Source organism: Streptomyces sp. NPDC045778, assembly GCF_056431945.1.
Map to the genome: position 1 here is coordinate 236,384 of NZ_JBWKJZ010000004.1, position 13,760 is coordinate 250,143.

Annotated in this window: 13 protein-coding genes; 5 read left to right on the top strand and 8 right to left on the bottom strand. The window is 71.2% G+C overall.

Annotation, left to right across the window (positions count from 1 at the left end):
- Positions 1 to 222 precede the first annotated feature (222 nt).
- Positions 223 to 1,476: a nucleotide sugar dehydrogenase gene (locus AC07GB_RS07085; RefSeq protein WP_478842419.1), complete on the top strand. Its 1,254-nt coding sequence runs from the start codon at positions 223 to 225 to the stop codon at positions 1,474 to 1,476.
- A 101-nt stretch (positions 1,477 to 1,577) separates the two neighbouring features.
- A complete protein-coding gene (locus AC07GB_RS07090; RefSeq protein ID WP_478842421.1) occupies positions 1,578 to 2,201 on the top strand; it encodes a hypothetical protein in 624 nt (207 codons plus the stop codon).
- An 81-nt stretch (positions 2,202 to 2,282) separates the two neighbouring features.
- Here the strand turns inward: AC07GB_RS07090 and AC07GB_RS07095 are convergent, their stop codons facing one another.
- The 4 genes from AC07GB_RS07095 to AC07GB_RS07110 all read right to left on the bottom strand — a co-directional run bounded on the left by AC07GB_RS07095 (position 2,283) and on the right by AC07GB_RS07110 (position 6,719).
- Positions 2,283 to 3,407, bottom strand: coding sequence for a GuaB3 family IMP dehydrogenase-related protein (locus AC07GB_RS07095; protein WP_478842423.1), 1,125 nt, complete (start codon positions 3,405 to 3,407; stop codon positions 2,283 to 2,285).
- Positions 3,408 to 3,528: 121 nt separating this feature from the next.
- A complete protein-coding gene (guaB, locus tag AC07GB_RS07100; protein WP_478842425.1) occupies positions 3,529 to 5,046 on the bottom strand; it encodes an IMP dehydrogenase in 1,518 nt (505 codons plus the stop codon).
- Positions 5,047 to 5,263: 217 nt separating this feature from the next.
- Positions 5,264 to 5,839: a sigma-70 family RNA polymerase sigma factor gene (locus AC07GB_RS07105; RefSeq protein WP_030681702.1), complete on the bottom strand. Its 576-nt coding sequence runs from the start codon at positions 5,837 to 5,839 to the stop codon at positions 5,264 to 5,266.
- 268 nt (positions 5,840 to 6,107) lie between these two features.
- Positions 6,108 to 6,719: a response regulator transcription factor gene (locus AC07GB_RS07110; protein WP_003948568.1), complete on the bottom strand. Its 612-nt coding sequence runs from the start codon at positions 6,717 to 6,719 to the stop codon at positions 6,108 to 6,110.
- 378 nt (positions 6,720 to 7,097) lie between these two features.
- Between AC07GB_RS07110 and AC07GB_RS07115 the strand changes: the two genes are divergently transcribed.
- A complete protein-coding gene (locus AC07GB_RS07115; protein ID WP_150512611.1) occupies positions 7,098 to 7,424 on the top strand; it encodes a WhiB family transcriptional regulator in 327 nt (108 codons plus the stop codon).
- Between the two features lie 125 nt (positions 7,425 to 7,549).
- Here AC07GB_RS07115 and AC07GB_RS07120 read toward each other — a convergent pair whose 3' ends face one another.
- On the bottom strand, positions 7,550 to 8,446 hold the full coding sequence (locus tag AC07GB_RS07120) for a LysR family transcriptional regulator (protein WP_478842427.1): 897 nt from the start codon (positions 8,444 to 8,446) through the stop codon (positions 7,550 to 7,552).
- An 80-nt stretch (positions 8,447 to 8,526) separates the two neighbouring features.
- Between AC07GB_RS07120 and AC07GB_RS07125 the strand changes: the two genes are divergently transcribed.
- The gene (locus tag AC07GB_RS07125; protein WP_478842429.1) at positions 8,527 to 9,195 is read left to right on the top strand and encodes an MOSC domain-containing protein; all 669 of its coding nucleotides are present in this window, start codon (positions 8,527 to 8,529) and stop codon (positions 9,193 to 9,195) included.
- 80 nt (positions 9,196 to 9,275) lie between these two features.
- A complete protein-coding gene (locus AC07GB_RS07130) occupies positions 9,276 to 10,049 on the top strand; it encodes an SDR family NAD(P)-dependent oxidoreductase (protein ID WP_478842431.1) in 774 nt (257 codons plus the stop codon).
- Between the two features lie 171 nt (positions 10,050 to 10,220).
- On the opposite strand, the gene groL is transcribed toward AC07GB_RS07130, so the two are convergent.
- The 3 genes from groL to AC07GB_RS07145 all read right to left on the bottom strand — a co-directional run bounded on the left by groL (position 10,221) and on the right by AC07GB_RS07145 (position 13,737).
- Complete coding sequence (gene groL, locus AC07GB_RS07135) at positions 10,221 to 11,843, bottom strand: chaperonin GroEL (RefSeq protein ID WP_478842433.1); 1,623 nt, start codon at positions 11,841 to 11,843, stop codon at positions 10,221 to 10,223.
- A 154-nt stretch (positions 11,844 to 11,997) separates the two neighbouring features.
- The gene (groES, locus tag AC07GB_RS07140) at positions 11,998 to 12,306 is read right to left on the bottom strand and encodes a co-chaperone GroES (protein WP_004955293.1); all 309 of its coding nucleotides are present in this window, start codon (positions 12,304 to 12,306) and stop codon (positions 11,998 to 12,000) included.
- A gap of 495 nt (positions 12,307 to 12,801) precedes the next feature.
- Entirely contained in the window at positions 12,802 to 13,737 is a 936-nt protein-coding gene (locus AC07GB_RS07145; protein ID WP_478842435.1) for a polysaccharide deacetylase family protein, read from the bottom strand.
- Positions 13,738 to 13,760: the final 23 nt, after the last annotated feature.

Sequence of the window (13,760 nt, forward strand, 5' to 3'; positions counted from 1 at the left end):
CTCCCGTGGTCGTCGGATGTGGTCGCGCTCACATCATGCCCAGATTCTTGTCGCGCTCGCCGAGTTCAGCCACCGCCTGTGGACAACACTCCGGCGACGGGCGGAGTCCAATGCCGCAAATCGGTCATATTTACTCCTAGTCTGACATTGCGCTGCCCCATCTTGTCCACAGGGCTTGCGCCATCGTCCCGCTCCGGCTATTGGGAAGGACGGCTCACCGCCATGCCAGCAGACCTCGCCGTCATCGGCCTCGGCCACCTCGGCCTGCCCCTGGCTCAGGCCGCCGCCCACAGCGGCATCGCCACCATCGGCTACGACCCCGCCCGCGCACCCGAACTCGCGAGCGGCCGTCTTCCCGGCGACGGCGCGGAGGGCACCCTCACCGCCGCCGATGTCCGCCGCATGCTCGCGGGCGGCTTCCGGCCGACCACCGACCCGGCCGAGCTGGGCCGGGTCCGCACCGCCGTCATCTGCGCGCCCACGCCGCAGGCGGCCGACCGCGCGCTCGATCTCGGCCCCATGGCCGAGGCCGCCCGCGCCCTGGCCGCACGCCTGCGCCCGCACACCACGGTCATCCTCGAATCGCCCGCCTACCCGGGAACCACGGAGGAATTCCTCCGCCCCCTCCTCGAAGAGGGCTCGGGCCTGCGCGCGGGCCGCGACTTCCACCTCGCCTACTCCCCCGGCCGCCTCGACCCCGGCAGCCGCACCCACGGCTACGCCGGCACCCCCAAGGTGATCGGCGGCCTCACCCCGGCCTGCACCGAGTCCGCCGCCGCCTTCTACGGCCGCCTCACCGACAAGGTCGTCCGCGCGCGGGGGCCGCGCGAGGCCGAAACCGTGCACCTCCTGGAGACCAACTACCGCCACGTGAACATGGCGCTGGTCAACGAGATGGCCGTGCTCTGCCACGACCTCGGCATCGACCTCTGGGACGTCATCCGCTGCGCCGAGACCAAGCCGTTCGGCTTCCAGGCCTTCCGCCCGGGCCCCGGCGTCGGCGGCCACGGCGCCCCCCTGGAGGTGCCGGGCCCGGCCCACGGCGCCCGCCCCCTGCGCATGGTCGAACTGGCCCAGCAGGTCAACGACCGCATGCCCGGCTACGTCATCCAGCGCGCCGCGGCCCTGCTCAACGAACACGGCAAGTCCGCACGCGGCGCGCGCGTCCTGCTGCTCGGCGTCACCTACAAGCCGGACGTCGCCGACCAACAGGGTGCCCCCGCCCAGGAGATCGCGGTCCGCCTCATGCAGCTCGGCGCCGCCGTCAGCTACCACGATCCGTACGTGGCCCACTGGAACGTTCTCGGCCATCCCGTCCCGCGCGCGGACAGCCTCTACGAAGCGGCCGCCGACGCCGATCTGACGATCCTGCTCCAGCACCACCGCACCTACGACCTCCAGGGCCTCGCCGTGAAAGCCCAACTCCTGCTCGACACCCGGGGCGCCACCCCGGCGGGCGCCGCCCACCGCCTCTGATCCCCCGCCCGACCCCCTGGGGCACGCCCTCCACTGCTGCTACCGTGCGGATCCAGCCATTTACCGCACACCAGTGCGCTCATGTTCCAGGGGGAAACCAGATGACGCAGCCCACGCCTCCAGGCCAGCCCGGCTATCCGTACGGCCAGGGCGGCGGCGACCCGTACGGCCAGGGCGGCGCTCAGCAACCGTACGGCCAGCCGGGTTACGGCTACCCGCAGCAGCCCTACGGCCAGCAGCCCCAGCAGCCGTACGCCCCGTTCCCGCAGCAGCAGAACGGCTTCCAGCCCCCGCACACGGTGCCCGCGCCGCCCGCGCCTGCCCGGGACAACGTGGGCCTCGGCATCGTCGTCGCCCTCGTGACCGCGCTCGTCGCGGCCGGGGTCTACGGAGCCGTCATCGGCGCCACGGAGCACGAGATCGGCTGGGCCGCCGTGGGCGTCGGCTTCGTCGTGGGCCTCGCCACGGGAAAGGTCGGCGGCCGCAACCCCGCCCTCGCGGTGATCTCGGCCGCCCTGTCCCTCGGCGCCGTCTACCTGGGCCAGCTGGTCGGCGCCGCCATGGTCATCTCCGACAAGTTCAACACGAGCTTCTCGACGGTGTTCTTCGACCACTTCGACGCCCTCCAGAAGGGCTGGAAGGAAGACGCCGACGCGATGACCTTCGTGTTCTTCGCGATAGCCGCGGTGGCCGCCTTCGGTGGCGCCAAGCGCGCCGCGCAGTAGCGCTCGTACGCGAAAAAGGGGTCCGGGGCCGCCTATGCGCGGCCCCGGACCCCTTTTTCGCTGCTCAAGCGCAGCGCGACGTCACCGCTTGTGCTGCGAGTCCGCCACCGTCACCTCGACGCGCTGGAACTCCTTCAGCTCGCTGTAGCCGGTCGTGGCCATCGCGCGGCGCAGGGCGCCGAAGAAGTTCATCGAGCCGTCCGGGATGTGCGACGGGCCGGTGAGGATCTCCTCGGTGGTGCCGACCGTGCCCAGGTCGACCTTCTTGCCGCGCGGCACGTCCTCGTGGACGGCCTCCATGCCCCAGTGGTGGCCCTTGCCCGGCGCGTCCGTGGCGCGCGCGAGGGGGGAGCCCACCATCACGGCGTCCGCGCCACAGGCGATGGCCTTGGGCAGGTCGCCCGACCAGCCCACGCCGCCGTCCGCGATGACGTGGACGTAGCGGCCGCCGGACTCGTCCATGTAGTCGCGGCGGGCGGCGGCGACGTCGGCCACGGCGGTGGCCATGGGGACCTGGATGCCAAGCACGTTACGCGTGGTGTGGGCGGCGCCGCCGCCGAAGCCGACGAGGACACCGGCCGCGCCGGTGCGCATCAGGTGCAGGGCGGCCGTGTACGTGGCGCAGCCGCCGACGATGACCGGGACGTCCAGCTCGTAGATGAACTGCTTCAGGTTCAGCGGCTCGGCGGCGCCGGAGACGTGCTCGGCCGAGACGGTCGTGCCGCGGATCACGAAGATGTCGACGCCCGCGTCCACGACGGCCTTGGAGAACTGCGCGGTGCGCTGCGGGGAGAGCGCGGCGGCGGTGACGACGCCGGCGTCGCGCACCTCCTTGATGCGCTGCCCGATCAGCTCCTCCTTGATGGGAGCGGAGTAGATCTCCTGGAGGCGGCGCGTCGCGGTCTCGGCGGGCAGCTCGCCGATCTCGTCGAGCAGCGGCTGCGGGTCCTCGTACCGCGTCCACAGGCCTTCGAGGTTCAGCACGCCGAGGCCGCCCAGCTCGCCGATGCGGATGGCGGTCGACGGCGACACCACGGAGTCCATGGGGGCCGCGAGGAAGGGCAGCTCGAAGCGGTAGGCGTCGATCTGCCAGGCGATCGAGACCTCCTTCGGGTCGCGGGTGCGCCGACTCGGTACGACGGCGATGTCGTCGAAGGCGTACGCCCGGCGGCCGCGCTTGCCGCGCCCGATCTCGATCTCAGTCACGTGTGTGGCCCTTCAGCTTTCCTACGGCACTACGGCTCTCCATATGCCGTTCCAGTATCCCCGACACGCGCGCGTGGGGGCGGCCCAGGGATTCCGGGCCGCCCCCACGCGCGTGTGGCCGCTACTTGTTGCGGCTGTAGTTCGGTGCCTCGACGGTCATCTGGATGTCGTGCGGGTGGCTCTCCTTGAGGCCCGCCGACGTGATCCGTACGAAACGGCCGTGCTCCTGCAGCTCGGGGACCGTACGGCCGCCCACGTAGAACATCGACTGGCGCAGACCGCCCACCAGCTGGTGCACGACCGCGGACAGCGGGCCACGGTAGGGCACCTGGCCCTCGATGCCCTCGGGGACCAGCTTCTCGTCGGAGGCGACACCCTCCTGGAAGTACCGGTCCTTGGAGAAGGACCGCTGGTCACCACGGGACTGCATGGCGCCGAGGGAGCCCATGCCGCGGTACGACTTGAACTGCTTGCCGTTGATGAAGAGCAGCTCGCCCGGGGACTCCTCGCAGCCCGCGAGGAGCGAGCCGAGCATGACGGTGTCCGCGCCGGCGACGAGCGCCTTGGCGATGTCTCCGGAGTACTGGAGGCCGCCGTCGCCGATCACCGGGACACCGGCTTCCTTGGCGGCGAGCGACGCTTCGTAGATGGCCGTTACCTGCGGTACGCCGATGCCGGCGACGACGCGGGTCGTGCAGATGGAGCCCGGGCCGACGCCCACCTTGATGCCGTCGACACCGGCGTCGATGAGGGCCTGCGCGCCGTCACGGGTGGCGATGTTGCCCCCGATGACGTCGACGCCGCTGGAGTTCGACTTGATCTTGGCGACCATGTCGCCGACGAGCCGGGAGTGGCCGTGCGCGGTGTCGACGACGATGAAGTCGACACCCGCCTCGATCAGCGCCTGGGCGCGCTCGAAGGCGTCACCGGCGACACCGACGGCGGCACCGACGATCAGGCGGCCCTCGGCGTCCTTCGCGGCGTTCGGGTACTTCTCGGCCTTCACGAAGTCCTTGACCGTGATGAGGCCCTTGAGGACGCCGCTGTCGTCGACCAGCGGCAGCTTCTCGATCTTGTGGCGTCGCAGCAGCTCCATGGCGTCCACGCCCGAGATGCCGACCTTGCCGGTGACCAGCGGCATCGGCGTCATGACCTCGCGCACCTGGCGCGAGCGGTCCGCCTCGAAGGCCATGTCGCGGTTGGTGACGATGCCGAGCAGCTTGCCCGCGCCGTCGGTCACCGGGACGCCGCTGATGCGGAACTTGGCGCAGATCGCGTCGGCCTCGGCGAGCGTGGCGTCCGGGTGCACCGTGATGGGGTCCGTCACCATGCCGGACTCGGAGCGCTTGACCAGGTCGACCTGGTTCGCCTGGTCGGCGATCGACAGGTTCCGGTGCAGTACGCCGACGCCGCCCTGGCGGGCCATGGCGATGGCCATGCGGGACTCGGTGACCTTGTCCATCGCGGCCGAGAGCAGCGGCACGTTCACCCGGACGTTCTTCGAGACGTGCGAGGCGGTGTCGATGTCACCGGGCGCCATGTCCGACGCGCCCGGCAGCAGCAGTACGTCGTCGTAGGTCAGCCCGAGTGTCGCGAATTTCTCGGGCACCCCAGTCGAAGAACCGCCGTTTGCAGTCATGACACCTTCCCCAAATGGCCTTGATCGGTGCGGATGTCCATGCTAACGGGAAGCGGGGCTCTCTCATTCCACGGTTCCGGGGGCCCTACGGCTTCGTAGATTCGCACAGAGTGGGCTCGCACCCCGCCCGAGCTGGGGTTCTCCTGCGGCGTCGAAGGCGTGCGCCCTGCGTCTCGCGGTCGTGGCGGAGAAAAATCCGGCTTCGCCGGCCGCTCGGCTACTGCTCGGCCAGGGCTCGCAGTCGGCTCAGTGCCCGGTGCTGCGCCACCCGGACCGCTCCCGGGGACATGCCGAGCATCTGCCCGGTCTCCTCGGCGGTGAGGCCGACGGCGACGCGGAGCAGCAGCAGCTCGCGCTGGTTCTCCGGGAGGTTCGCCAGGAGCTTCTTGGCCCATTCCGCGTCACTGCTGAGCAGCGCCCGCTCCTCGGGGCCGAGGGAGTCGTCGGGCCGCTCGGGCATCTCGTCCGAGGGCACGGCCGTCGACCCGGGGTGGCGCATGGCCGCCCGCTGGAGGTCCGCGACCTTGTGCGCGGCGATGGCGAAGACGAAGGCCTCGAAGGGCCGCCCGGTGTCGCGATAGCGCGGCAGGGCCAGCAGGACCGCGACGCAGACCTCCTGCGCGAGGTCCTCCACGAAGTGGCGGGCGTCACCCGGGAGTCGGGAGAGGCGGGTGCGGCAGTAGCGCAGGGCGAGGGGGTGCACATGGGCCAGGAGGTCGTGCGTGGCCTGCTCGTCGCCCTCGACGGCGCGGAGGACGAGGGCACCGATCACCGTCGTCTTGTCCTCGCGCATCGGTCCATGGTGCCTCGCCGCTGACTGATCTGTGGCACCGCGTCCATAGTTGTGCACCGAAGCGTTATGAGCAGGTGCGCCGAAACTCATCTCCCGCACCCTCCCCTTGCGCTCGGCCGACTCGTCCCCAAGGAACTCCACACCTTCAAGGATGCGGCATCGGCGGCGAAGCGCCACAAGCCGCTCCCGCGGCGGGCCGTTGCGGGCGTCCATGGCCCCGTCCGCCGCACGGCGGACGGGGAACTCCATGCCCCCCGCGACTACCCGTCTAGCGGACCAGGCCCCAGCGGAAGCCGAGCGCCACCGCGTGCGCGCGGTCCGACGCGCCGAGCTTCTTGAACAGGCGCCTGGCGTGCGTCTTCACCGTGTCCTCGGAGAGGAACAGCTCGCGCCCGATCTCCGCGTTGGACCGGCCGTGGCTCATGCCTTCCAGGACCTGGATCTCCCGCGCCGTGAGCGTGGGCGCGGCCCCCATCTCGGCCGACCTCAGCCGCCGCGGCGCGAGCCGCCAGGTCGGGTCGGCGAGGGCCTGGGTGACGGTCGCGCGCAGCTCGGCGCGCGAGGCGTCCTTGTGCAGATAGCCGCGGGCGCCCGCGGCGACCGCGAGCGCGACCCCGTCCAGGTCCTCGGCGACGGTGAGCATGATGATGCGCGCCCCGGGGTCGGCGGAGAGCAGCCGCCGCACGGTCTCGACGCCGCCCAGACCGGGCATGCGTACGTCCATCAGGATCAGGTCCGAGCGGTCGGCGCCCCAGCGGCGGAGGACTTCCTCGCCGTTGGCCGCTGTCGTCACGCGCTCGACGCCGGGCACGGTCGCGACCGCGCGGCGCAGCGCCTCTCGGGCGAGCGGGGAGTCGTCGCAGACGAGGACGGATGTCATGGCCGTCCTCCGCAGCTGATGCGCGTCACCTTGAGCCTCCAGGCTGGTACAAGTCGTCACCTGTGCGGTTGACGCTCTCGGACACCTGCCCGAGCGCTTGTTGTTTCAACCGCCTCCGCACTCTCAACGATGGTCACTCGAAAGAGTTACGGGTCGGACTGCCGCCTTCGGCACTCTACGTGAGGGCGCGGACACGGCACAGGCGGCATGGAACGGCGCGCTCCCGCTTGAGGACTATGCCCCATTTAGCGGCTTTTCTTCCCTTTTGCCGGTGTCTGTGGCTAGATTCGCAATGAGTCATATTTTCATCTCCTTAGACAGTAGATGTACGGTCATGGGCACCGTATCCGCGTCACGACGGCTACCAGGAGACACGCAATGGCAGATTTCTCCCGCCTTCCCGGACCGAACGCAGATCTGTGGGACTGGCAGCTCCTCGCGGCCTGCCGCGGGGTGGACAGCTCGCTCTTCTTCCACCCGGAGGGCGAGCGCGGCGCGGCACGGAGCGCACGTGAGAACTCGGCCAAAGAGGTCTGCATGCGCTGCCCGGTGCGCGCGGAGTGCGCCGCGCACGCGCTCGCCGTACGGGAGCCGTACGGGGTGTGGGGCGGCCTCACCGAGGACGAGCGGGAAGAGCTGATGGGCCGCGCGCGCAACCGGCTGGTGGCGGCGTCGGCCGGGGGCGGGGGCGCCGCCGCCCCCTGAGCCGAGAAGGAACGTTTCCCCTGGGTCGCCGGGGCGCCCGGAAGCGCGCTCAGCGCTCGGCGGCTCGCTCAGCGCCTGACTGTGCGCTCAGCGCTCGGCGGCTCGCCCAGCGCCTGGCTGTGCGCTCAGCGCTCGGCCGCGCGTGCCAGCCGGTCGAGGGTTGCCGCGACCGCCGGCACCTGGGCCAGGTCCGGCAGCGTGAGCGCGACGATCTCCCGGCGCACGACGGGCTCCACCGCCACCGCGCGGGCCCCCTTGGGGCGTACCGACTCCAGGGCCAGCTCGGGCAGGACCGCCACGCCGAGGCCCGCGCCGACCAGGCCGATCACCGCCGGGTAGTCGTCGGTCGCGAAGTCGATGCGGGGCTCGAAGCCCGCGCCGCGGCAGACCTCGACGAGCTGGCGGCGGCAGCGCGGGCAGCCCGCGATCCACGACTCGTCGGCCAGCTCACCGATGGTGACGGAGTCCGCCTTCGCCAGGCGGTGCCCCTCCGGCACGAGGCCGACGAGCCGGTCGGCGAGCAGGGGCCGCACGACGAGGTCGTCCCACTCCTCGGCGGCGCTCGCCCCCTCGTACCGGAAGGCGAGGGCCACGTCGCAGTCGCCCTCGCGGAGCATCTCCACCGAGCGCGGCGGCTCGGCCTCCTCCAGGGAGACGCGGGTGCCGGGGTGCGCGGCGCGCAGGGCGGCGAGGGCACCGGGGACGAGCGTGGAGGAGCCGCTGGGGAAGGAGACGAGCCGGACCCGGCCCGCGCGCAGGCCCGCGATCGCGGCCACTTCCTCCTCGGCGGCGGTGAGCCCCGCGAGGATGCCCGCGGCGTGTCTGACCAGGGCCTCGCCCGCCTGCGTGAGGCGCATCTCGCGGCCCGTGCGGATGAGCAGCGGGGTTCCGGTGGATGTCTCCAGGGCCTTCATCTGCTGGCTGACGGCGGGCTGGGTGCAGCCCAGCTCGCGGGCCGCGGCCGAGAAGGAGCCGGTGGCGGCCACGGCGCGCAGGACACGGAGGTGACGGGCCTCGATCATGTTTCGAGCATAAGCGACCCTTGGGAGTTATGCACAATATTACGTAGCTGCTTTGAGCATGTTCCCCTTAGCCTGACCGCATGAAGCTTCTCTCCGTGAATGTGGGCCGCCCCAAGTCCGTTCCGTACACCAGCTCAGCGGGCAATCTCACCGGGATCGACAAACAACCCGTGGACGGACCCGTTCGGGTGACGGCCCCCGGTCCCAAGGGGATCGGCGGCAGCGGCCTCGCGGGGGACTCGATCGGCGAGCTGCGCCACCACGGCGGGAACGACCAGGCGGTGTACGCCTTCGCGCGCGAGGACCTCGACGAGTGGGGGCGGCAGCTCGGCCGCGAGCTGCGCAACGGCATGTTCGGCGAGAACCTCACCACGACCGGCGTCGACGTGAACGGCGCGCTGATCGGCGAGCGTTGGCGTGTCGGCAGGGACCTGCTGCTGGAGGTCACCTCTGCCCGTATCCCCTGCCGTACGTTCCAGGGGCACATGGGCGAGCAGTCCTGGGTGCGGCGGTTCACCCAGGCGCTGCGGCCCGGCGCGTACCTGCGGGTGCTCGAACCGGGCGAGATCCAGGTGGGTGACGCGGTCGAGACAGCGCACCGGCCGGACCACGACATCACCGTCGCCCTACAGTTCAGGGCGGTGACCACGGAGCGCGCGCTGCTGCCGCGGCTGCTCGCGGCGGGGGACGCGCTGCACCCCGAGTCGACGGAGCAGGCCCTCAAGTACGTGGAGAAGCACGGCGGTTGACACGCGCCGGGGCGCGGGCGCGGGCGGTGCGCACGGGGCGCGTGGCGCGGGAGCGGCCGCGGCCTCACTAGCCTTGGTGCATGACTACGGCTCTCATCACGGGTGCGACCTCAGGGATCGGCGCCGCCTTCGCGCGCCGCCTGGCCACCGACGGCCACAACCTCGTCCTGGTGGCGCGCGACACGAAGCGGCTGCGGGAGCAGGCGACCGAGTTGCACGACCGGCACGGGATCGAGGTGGAGGTCCTGTCGGCGGACCTCGCCACGGACGACGGGATCGCGGCCGTGGAGCAGCGGCTCGCGAACCGCCGTGACCCGGTCGACCTCCTCGTCAACAACGCGGGCTTCGCCAACAAGGGCCGCTATCTGGAGGTCCCGATCGCCGACGAGCTGACGATGCTGAAGGTGCACTGCGAGGCGGTGCTCCGGCTGACGACGGCGGCGGTGGAGTCGATGCGGGAGCGCGGGCGCGGGGGCGTCGTGAACGTGGCGTCGGTGGCAGCCTTCGTGCCGCGCGGCACGTACGGGGCGTCGAAGGCGTGGATCGTGCAGTTCACCCAGGGCGTGGCCCGTGACCTCGCCGGGTCCGGGGTGCGGCTCATGGCCCTGTGCCCCGGCTTCGTCCGCACCGAGTTCCACGAGCGGGCGGGCATGGGCACGGACAACATCCCCAAGTGGATGTGGCTCGACGCGGACAAGCTTGTCGCCACCGCCCTGACCGACCTGGCCCGCGGCAAGGCCCTCTCCGTGCCCGACCCGCGCTACAAGGCCATGATGGGCGTGGTGAAGGTGACGCCGCGCGCCCTGCTCGGCGGGGTGACGTCACGAACCGGACGGAAGTACGGGCCGCGATAGAAGGCGCCCCGAAGGCGCGCGGGGAACCGCGCGAGGACGGACCACGGCCCGCGCCCGGCGACAGGAAGCAACCCGGCAGACGCGAAGCCGGGAACGCCGGAGGCCCGGCACCCCGCGACGGGGTGCCGGGCCTCCGGTCAGCCGTGGCCGGCCGATCGACTCAGCTCACGCTCAGTGGGCGTGCCCGTGGCCGTGACCGGCCTCGGCCTCTTCCTCGGCCGGCTTCTCGACGACCAGGGTCTCGGTCGTGAGCAGCAGGGAGGCGATGGAGGCCGCGTTCTCCAGGGCGGAGCGCGTGACCTTCACGGGGTCGATGACGCCGGCCTTGACCAGGTCGACGTACTCGCCGGTCGCGGCGTTGAAGCCCTGGCCCTTCTCCAGCTCCGCCACCTTGGTGGTGATGACGTAGCCCTCGAGGCCGGCGTTCTCGGCGATCCAGCGCAGCGGCTCCACGGCGGCGCTGCGGACGACCGCGACACCGGTGGCCTCGTCACCGGTCAGGTCGAGGTTGCCCTCGAGGACCTTGGCGGCGTGGACGAGCGCGGAGCCACCACCGGAGACGATGCCCTCCTCGACCGCGGCGCGGGTCGCGGAGATGGCGTCCTCCAGACGGTGCTTCTTCTCCTTCAGCTCCACCTCGGTGGCGGCGCCGACCTTGATCACGCACACGCCGCCGGCCAGCTTCGCGAGGCGCTCCTGGAGCTTCTCGCGGTCCCAGTCGGAGTCGGTGGTCTCGATCTCGGCCTTGATCTGGGCGACGCGGCCCTCGACGTCACCGGCGTTGCCGCCGCCGTCGACGATGGTGGTGTCGTCCTTGGTGATCGTCACGCGGCGGGCGGAGCCGAGCACGTCCAGGCCGACCTGGTCGAGCTTGAGGCCGACCTCCTCGGCGACGACGGTGCCGCCGGTGAGGGTGGCCATGTCGCCGAGCATCGCCTTGCGGCGGTCGCCGAAGCCGGGGGCCTTCACCGCGACGGCGTTGAAGGTGCCGCGGATCTTGTTCACGACGAGGGTGGAGAGGGCCTCGCCCTCGACGTCCTCGGCGATGATCAGGAGCGGCTTGGAGGAGCCGGCCTGGATGACCTTCTCCAGGAGCGGGAGCAGGTCCTGGATGGAGGAGATCTTGCCCTGGTGGATGAGGATGTACGGGTCCTCCAGGACGGCCTCCATGCGCTCCTGGTCCGTCACGAAGTACGGCGACAGGTAGCCCTTGTCGAAGGCCATGCCCTCGGTGAAGTCCAGCTCGAGGCCGAAGGTGTTGGACTCCTCGACGGTGATGACACCGTCCTTGCCGACCTTGTCCATCGCCTCGGCGATCAGCTCGCCGACCTGCTGGTCCTGGGCGGAGAGCCCGGCCACGGCGGCGATGTCGGACTTGTCGTCGATCGGCCGCGCGGTGGCGAGCAGCTCGTCGGAGACGGCCTTGACGGCGGCGTCGATGCCCTTCTTCAGGGCGGCCGGGGAGGCACCGGCGGCGACGTTGCGCAGGCCTTCCTTGACCAGGGCCTGGGCGAGCACGGTGGCGGTGGTGGTGCCGTCACCAGCGATGTCGTTGGTCTTGGTCGCCACCTCCTTCACCAGCTGGGCGCCGAGGTTCTCGTACGGGTCCTCGACCTCGACCTCGCGGGCGATGGTGACACCGTCGTTGGTGATGGTGGGGGCGCCGAACTTCTTGTCGATCACGACGTTGCGGCCCTTGGGGCCGATCGTGACCTTGACGGTGTCGGCAAGCTTGTTGACGCCGCGCTCGAGGGCGCGACGGGCGTCCTCGTCGAACTTCAGGATCTTCGCCATGGGAGCGTTTCAGCCCTCTCGGAAACTCGTGTGAACGAACCGCGCCCCTCGCCGCCCGGCATCAGCGGGGACCAGGGGCGCGGCGCGAAGCAAATCTGCCGGTTGAAGCAGGTGGTGCCGCCCGGTCACTGCGTGGCGCAGGCCGGGCGTGCGATCACTTCTCGATGATCGCGAGCACGTCGCGGGCGGAGAGCACCAGGTACTCGTCGCCGTTGTACTTCACCTCGGTGCCGCCGTACTTGCTGTAGAGCACGACGTCGCCGACCTTCACGTCGAGCGGAAGGCGCTCGCCGTTCTCGAAGCGGCCCGGGCCCACGGCGAGGACGGCGCCCTCCTGGGGCTTCTCCTTCGCGGTGTCCGGGATAACCAGGCCAGAGGCCGTGGTCTGCTCGGCGTCGAGCGGCTGGACCACGATGCGGTCCTCGAGCGGCTTGATGGCAACCTTGGAGCTGGCGGTCGTCACGATCCGACCTCCCCCTTCGGAGATCTCGCGGGGTTAACTGATCTAGAGGTGGCGACCAGGTCGATCCGTCGTCGCGGGTGCCGGACCTGCCCGTCGCTTCTGGCACTCTCCAGGTGGGAGTGCCAGGCCCGAGACTAGGACGGCGATTAGCACTCGGTCAAGCGGAGTGCCAATTGCCCGCCGCCGGCTTGGCAGGTTTCCCTCTGCGGGGGGGCTAGCGCGGGGCTGTGGACGAGGCTGTGGGCCGGGGCCCCTCCGGGCAACGTTCCGCGTCCTGGGCGGGTTCCGCGCGGGCCGCCGGGGTGCTGGGGCCGCGCCCGGGCAGCGGCTTCTCCGCCCGGGGCCCGGTCAGCGGCTGCCGGGCACAGCGGGAGCTTTCCTTCCGCGGGAACTTTTCGGCCGCTTTTCGGCCCAGCCTTTCGATCGGGTCCACCGACTGGGCGCAGCCCGTCAGCGGCAGGAGGAGCAGGAGGGTCGCCGTGGCCGTGGCGCGCCTCACAGGTAGTCCTCCAGGCGGGCTACCGCGTACCCCCTGCCGGTGACCGTCCGCAGAACCGTGCGGACCATGTCGGGCATCGTGCCCTTCCAGTCCTCGCGGCCCCGGAAGTGGGTGAGGATGATGTCGCCGGGGTGCAGGTCCTTGTCCCATTCGCGCCACTCCATGTGGTCGGCGAAGCCCTCGGACGCCCACAGCGGCACCGCCTTGACGCCGCAGGACTTGGCGGCGCGCAGGGTGTCGCGGTTGTAGTTGCCGTACGGCGGCCGGAACAGCTCGGGGCGCTTGCCGTAGCGCCGCTCGATGAGATCCTGCATGCCGCAGATCTCCCGCCGCTGGGCCGCGTACGAAAGGCCGGGCAGATAGCGGTGGTTGAGGGTGTGGTTGTTCAGCGCGACGCCGTGGTCCCGCATCCGCTTGAAGTAGCCGTAGTCCTCCTTGACCAGGTAGTCGCTGAGGAACGCGGTGTACGGGATCCGCAGCTCGCTCATCATCCGCAGGAAGGCGGGGTCCTTCTCGGCGCCGTCGTCGACGGTCAGGAAGACGACCTTGTGCTTGGTCGGGACCGTGGTGAACACCGGCGGCAGCTCCGCCTGCCCCCGCACCTCGAAGCCCGCGCGCGTGGTGAGGCGCGGCTTCACGGCAGGCGGGGCGGGCGCCGTCAGGGGCACCTTCGCCAGGCCCCAGCGCTTCGCGGCGGCGGCCCGCGCGGCCTGGCTCGCGCGCAGCCGCCGGGCGTACTCGCGCAGGGCCTGGGCGGGCGGGGCGAGCCGGGGCTGCTGGCCGTGGGCGGCGGGCGCGCCGTGCTCGCGCCCCGGGCCCGCGTCCGAGGCGCAGCCCGAGGCGACCGCGCCCGCGCCGAGCGCGGCAAGGGCGAGCACCGCCCTTTTCCTCACCTTTACGGCTGACTTTCCATTTTGTCGTACTAGTCGCATGGCGCCGGATCCTCGCAGTTCAC

Excerpts from the sequence above, each read along its gene's own strand:
- AC07GB_RS07085 (WP_478842419.1), top strand. The coding sequence starts at position 223 with ATGCCAGCAGACCTCGCCGTCATCGGCCTCGGCCACCTCGGCCTGCCC.
- AC07GB_RS07090 (WP_478842421.1), top strand. The coding sequence starts at position 1,578 with ATGACGCAGCCCACGCCTCCAGGCCAGCCCGGCTATCCGTACGGCCAG.
- guaB (WP_478842425.1), bottom strand. The coding sequence starts at position 5,046 with ATGACTGCAAACGGCGGTTCTTCGACTGGGGTGCCCGAGAAATTCGCG.
- AC07GB_RS07105 (WP_030681702.1), bottom strand. The coding sequence starts at position 5,839 with ATGCGCGAGGACAAGACGACGGTGATCGGTGCCCTCGTCCTCCGCGCC.
- AC07GB_RS07110 (WP_003948568.1), bottom strand. The coding sequence starts at position 6,719 with ATGACATCCGTCCTCGTCTGCGACGACTCCCCGCTCGCCCGAGAGGCG.
- AC07GB_RS07115 (WP_150512611.1), top strand. The coding sequence starts at position 7,098 with ATGGCAGATTTCTCCCGCCTTCCCGGACCGAACGCAGATCTGTGGGAC.
- AC07GB_RS07120 (WP_478842427.1), bottom strand. The coding sequence starts at position 8,446 with ATGATCGAGGCCCGTCACCTCCGTGTCCTGCGCGCCGTGGCCGCCACC.
- AC07GB_RS07125 (WP_478842429.1), top strand. The coding sequence starts at position 8,527 with ATGAAGCTTCTCTCCGTGAATGTGGGCCGCCCCAAGTCCGTTCCGTAC.
- AC07GB_RS07130 (WP_478842431.1), top strand. The coding sequence starts at position 9,276 with ATGACTACGGCTCTCATCACGGGTGCGACCTCAGGGATCGGCGCCGCC.
- groL (WP_478842433.1), bottom strand. The coding sequence starts at position 11,843 with ATGGCGAAGATCCTGAAGTTCGACGAGGACGCCCGTCGCGCCCTCGAG.
- AC07GB_RS07145 (WP_478842435.1), bottom strand. The coding sequence starts at position 13,737 with ATGCGACTAGTACGACAAAATGGAAAGTCAGCCGTAAAGGTGAGGAAA.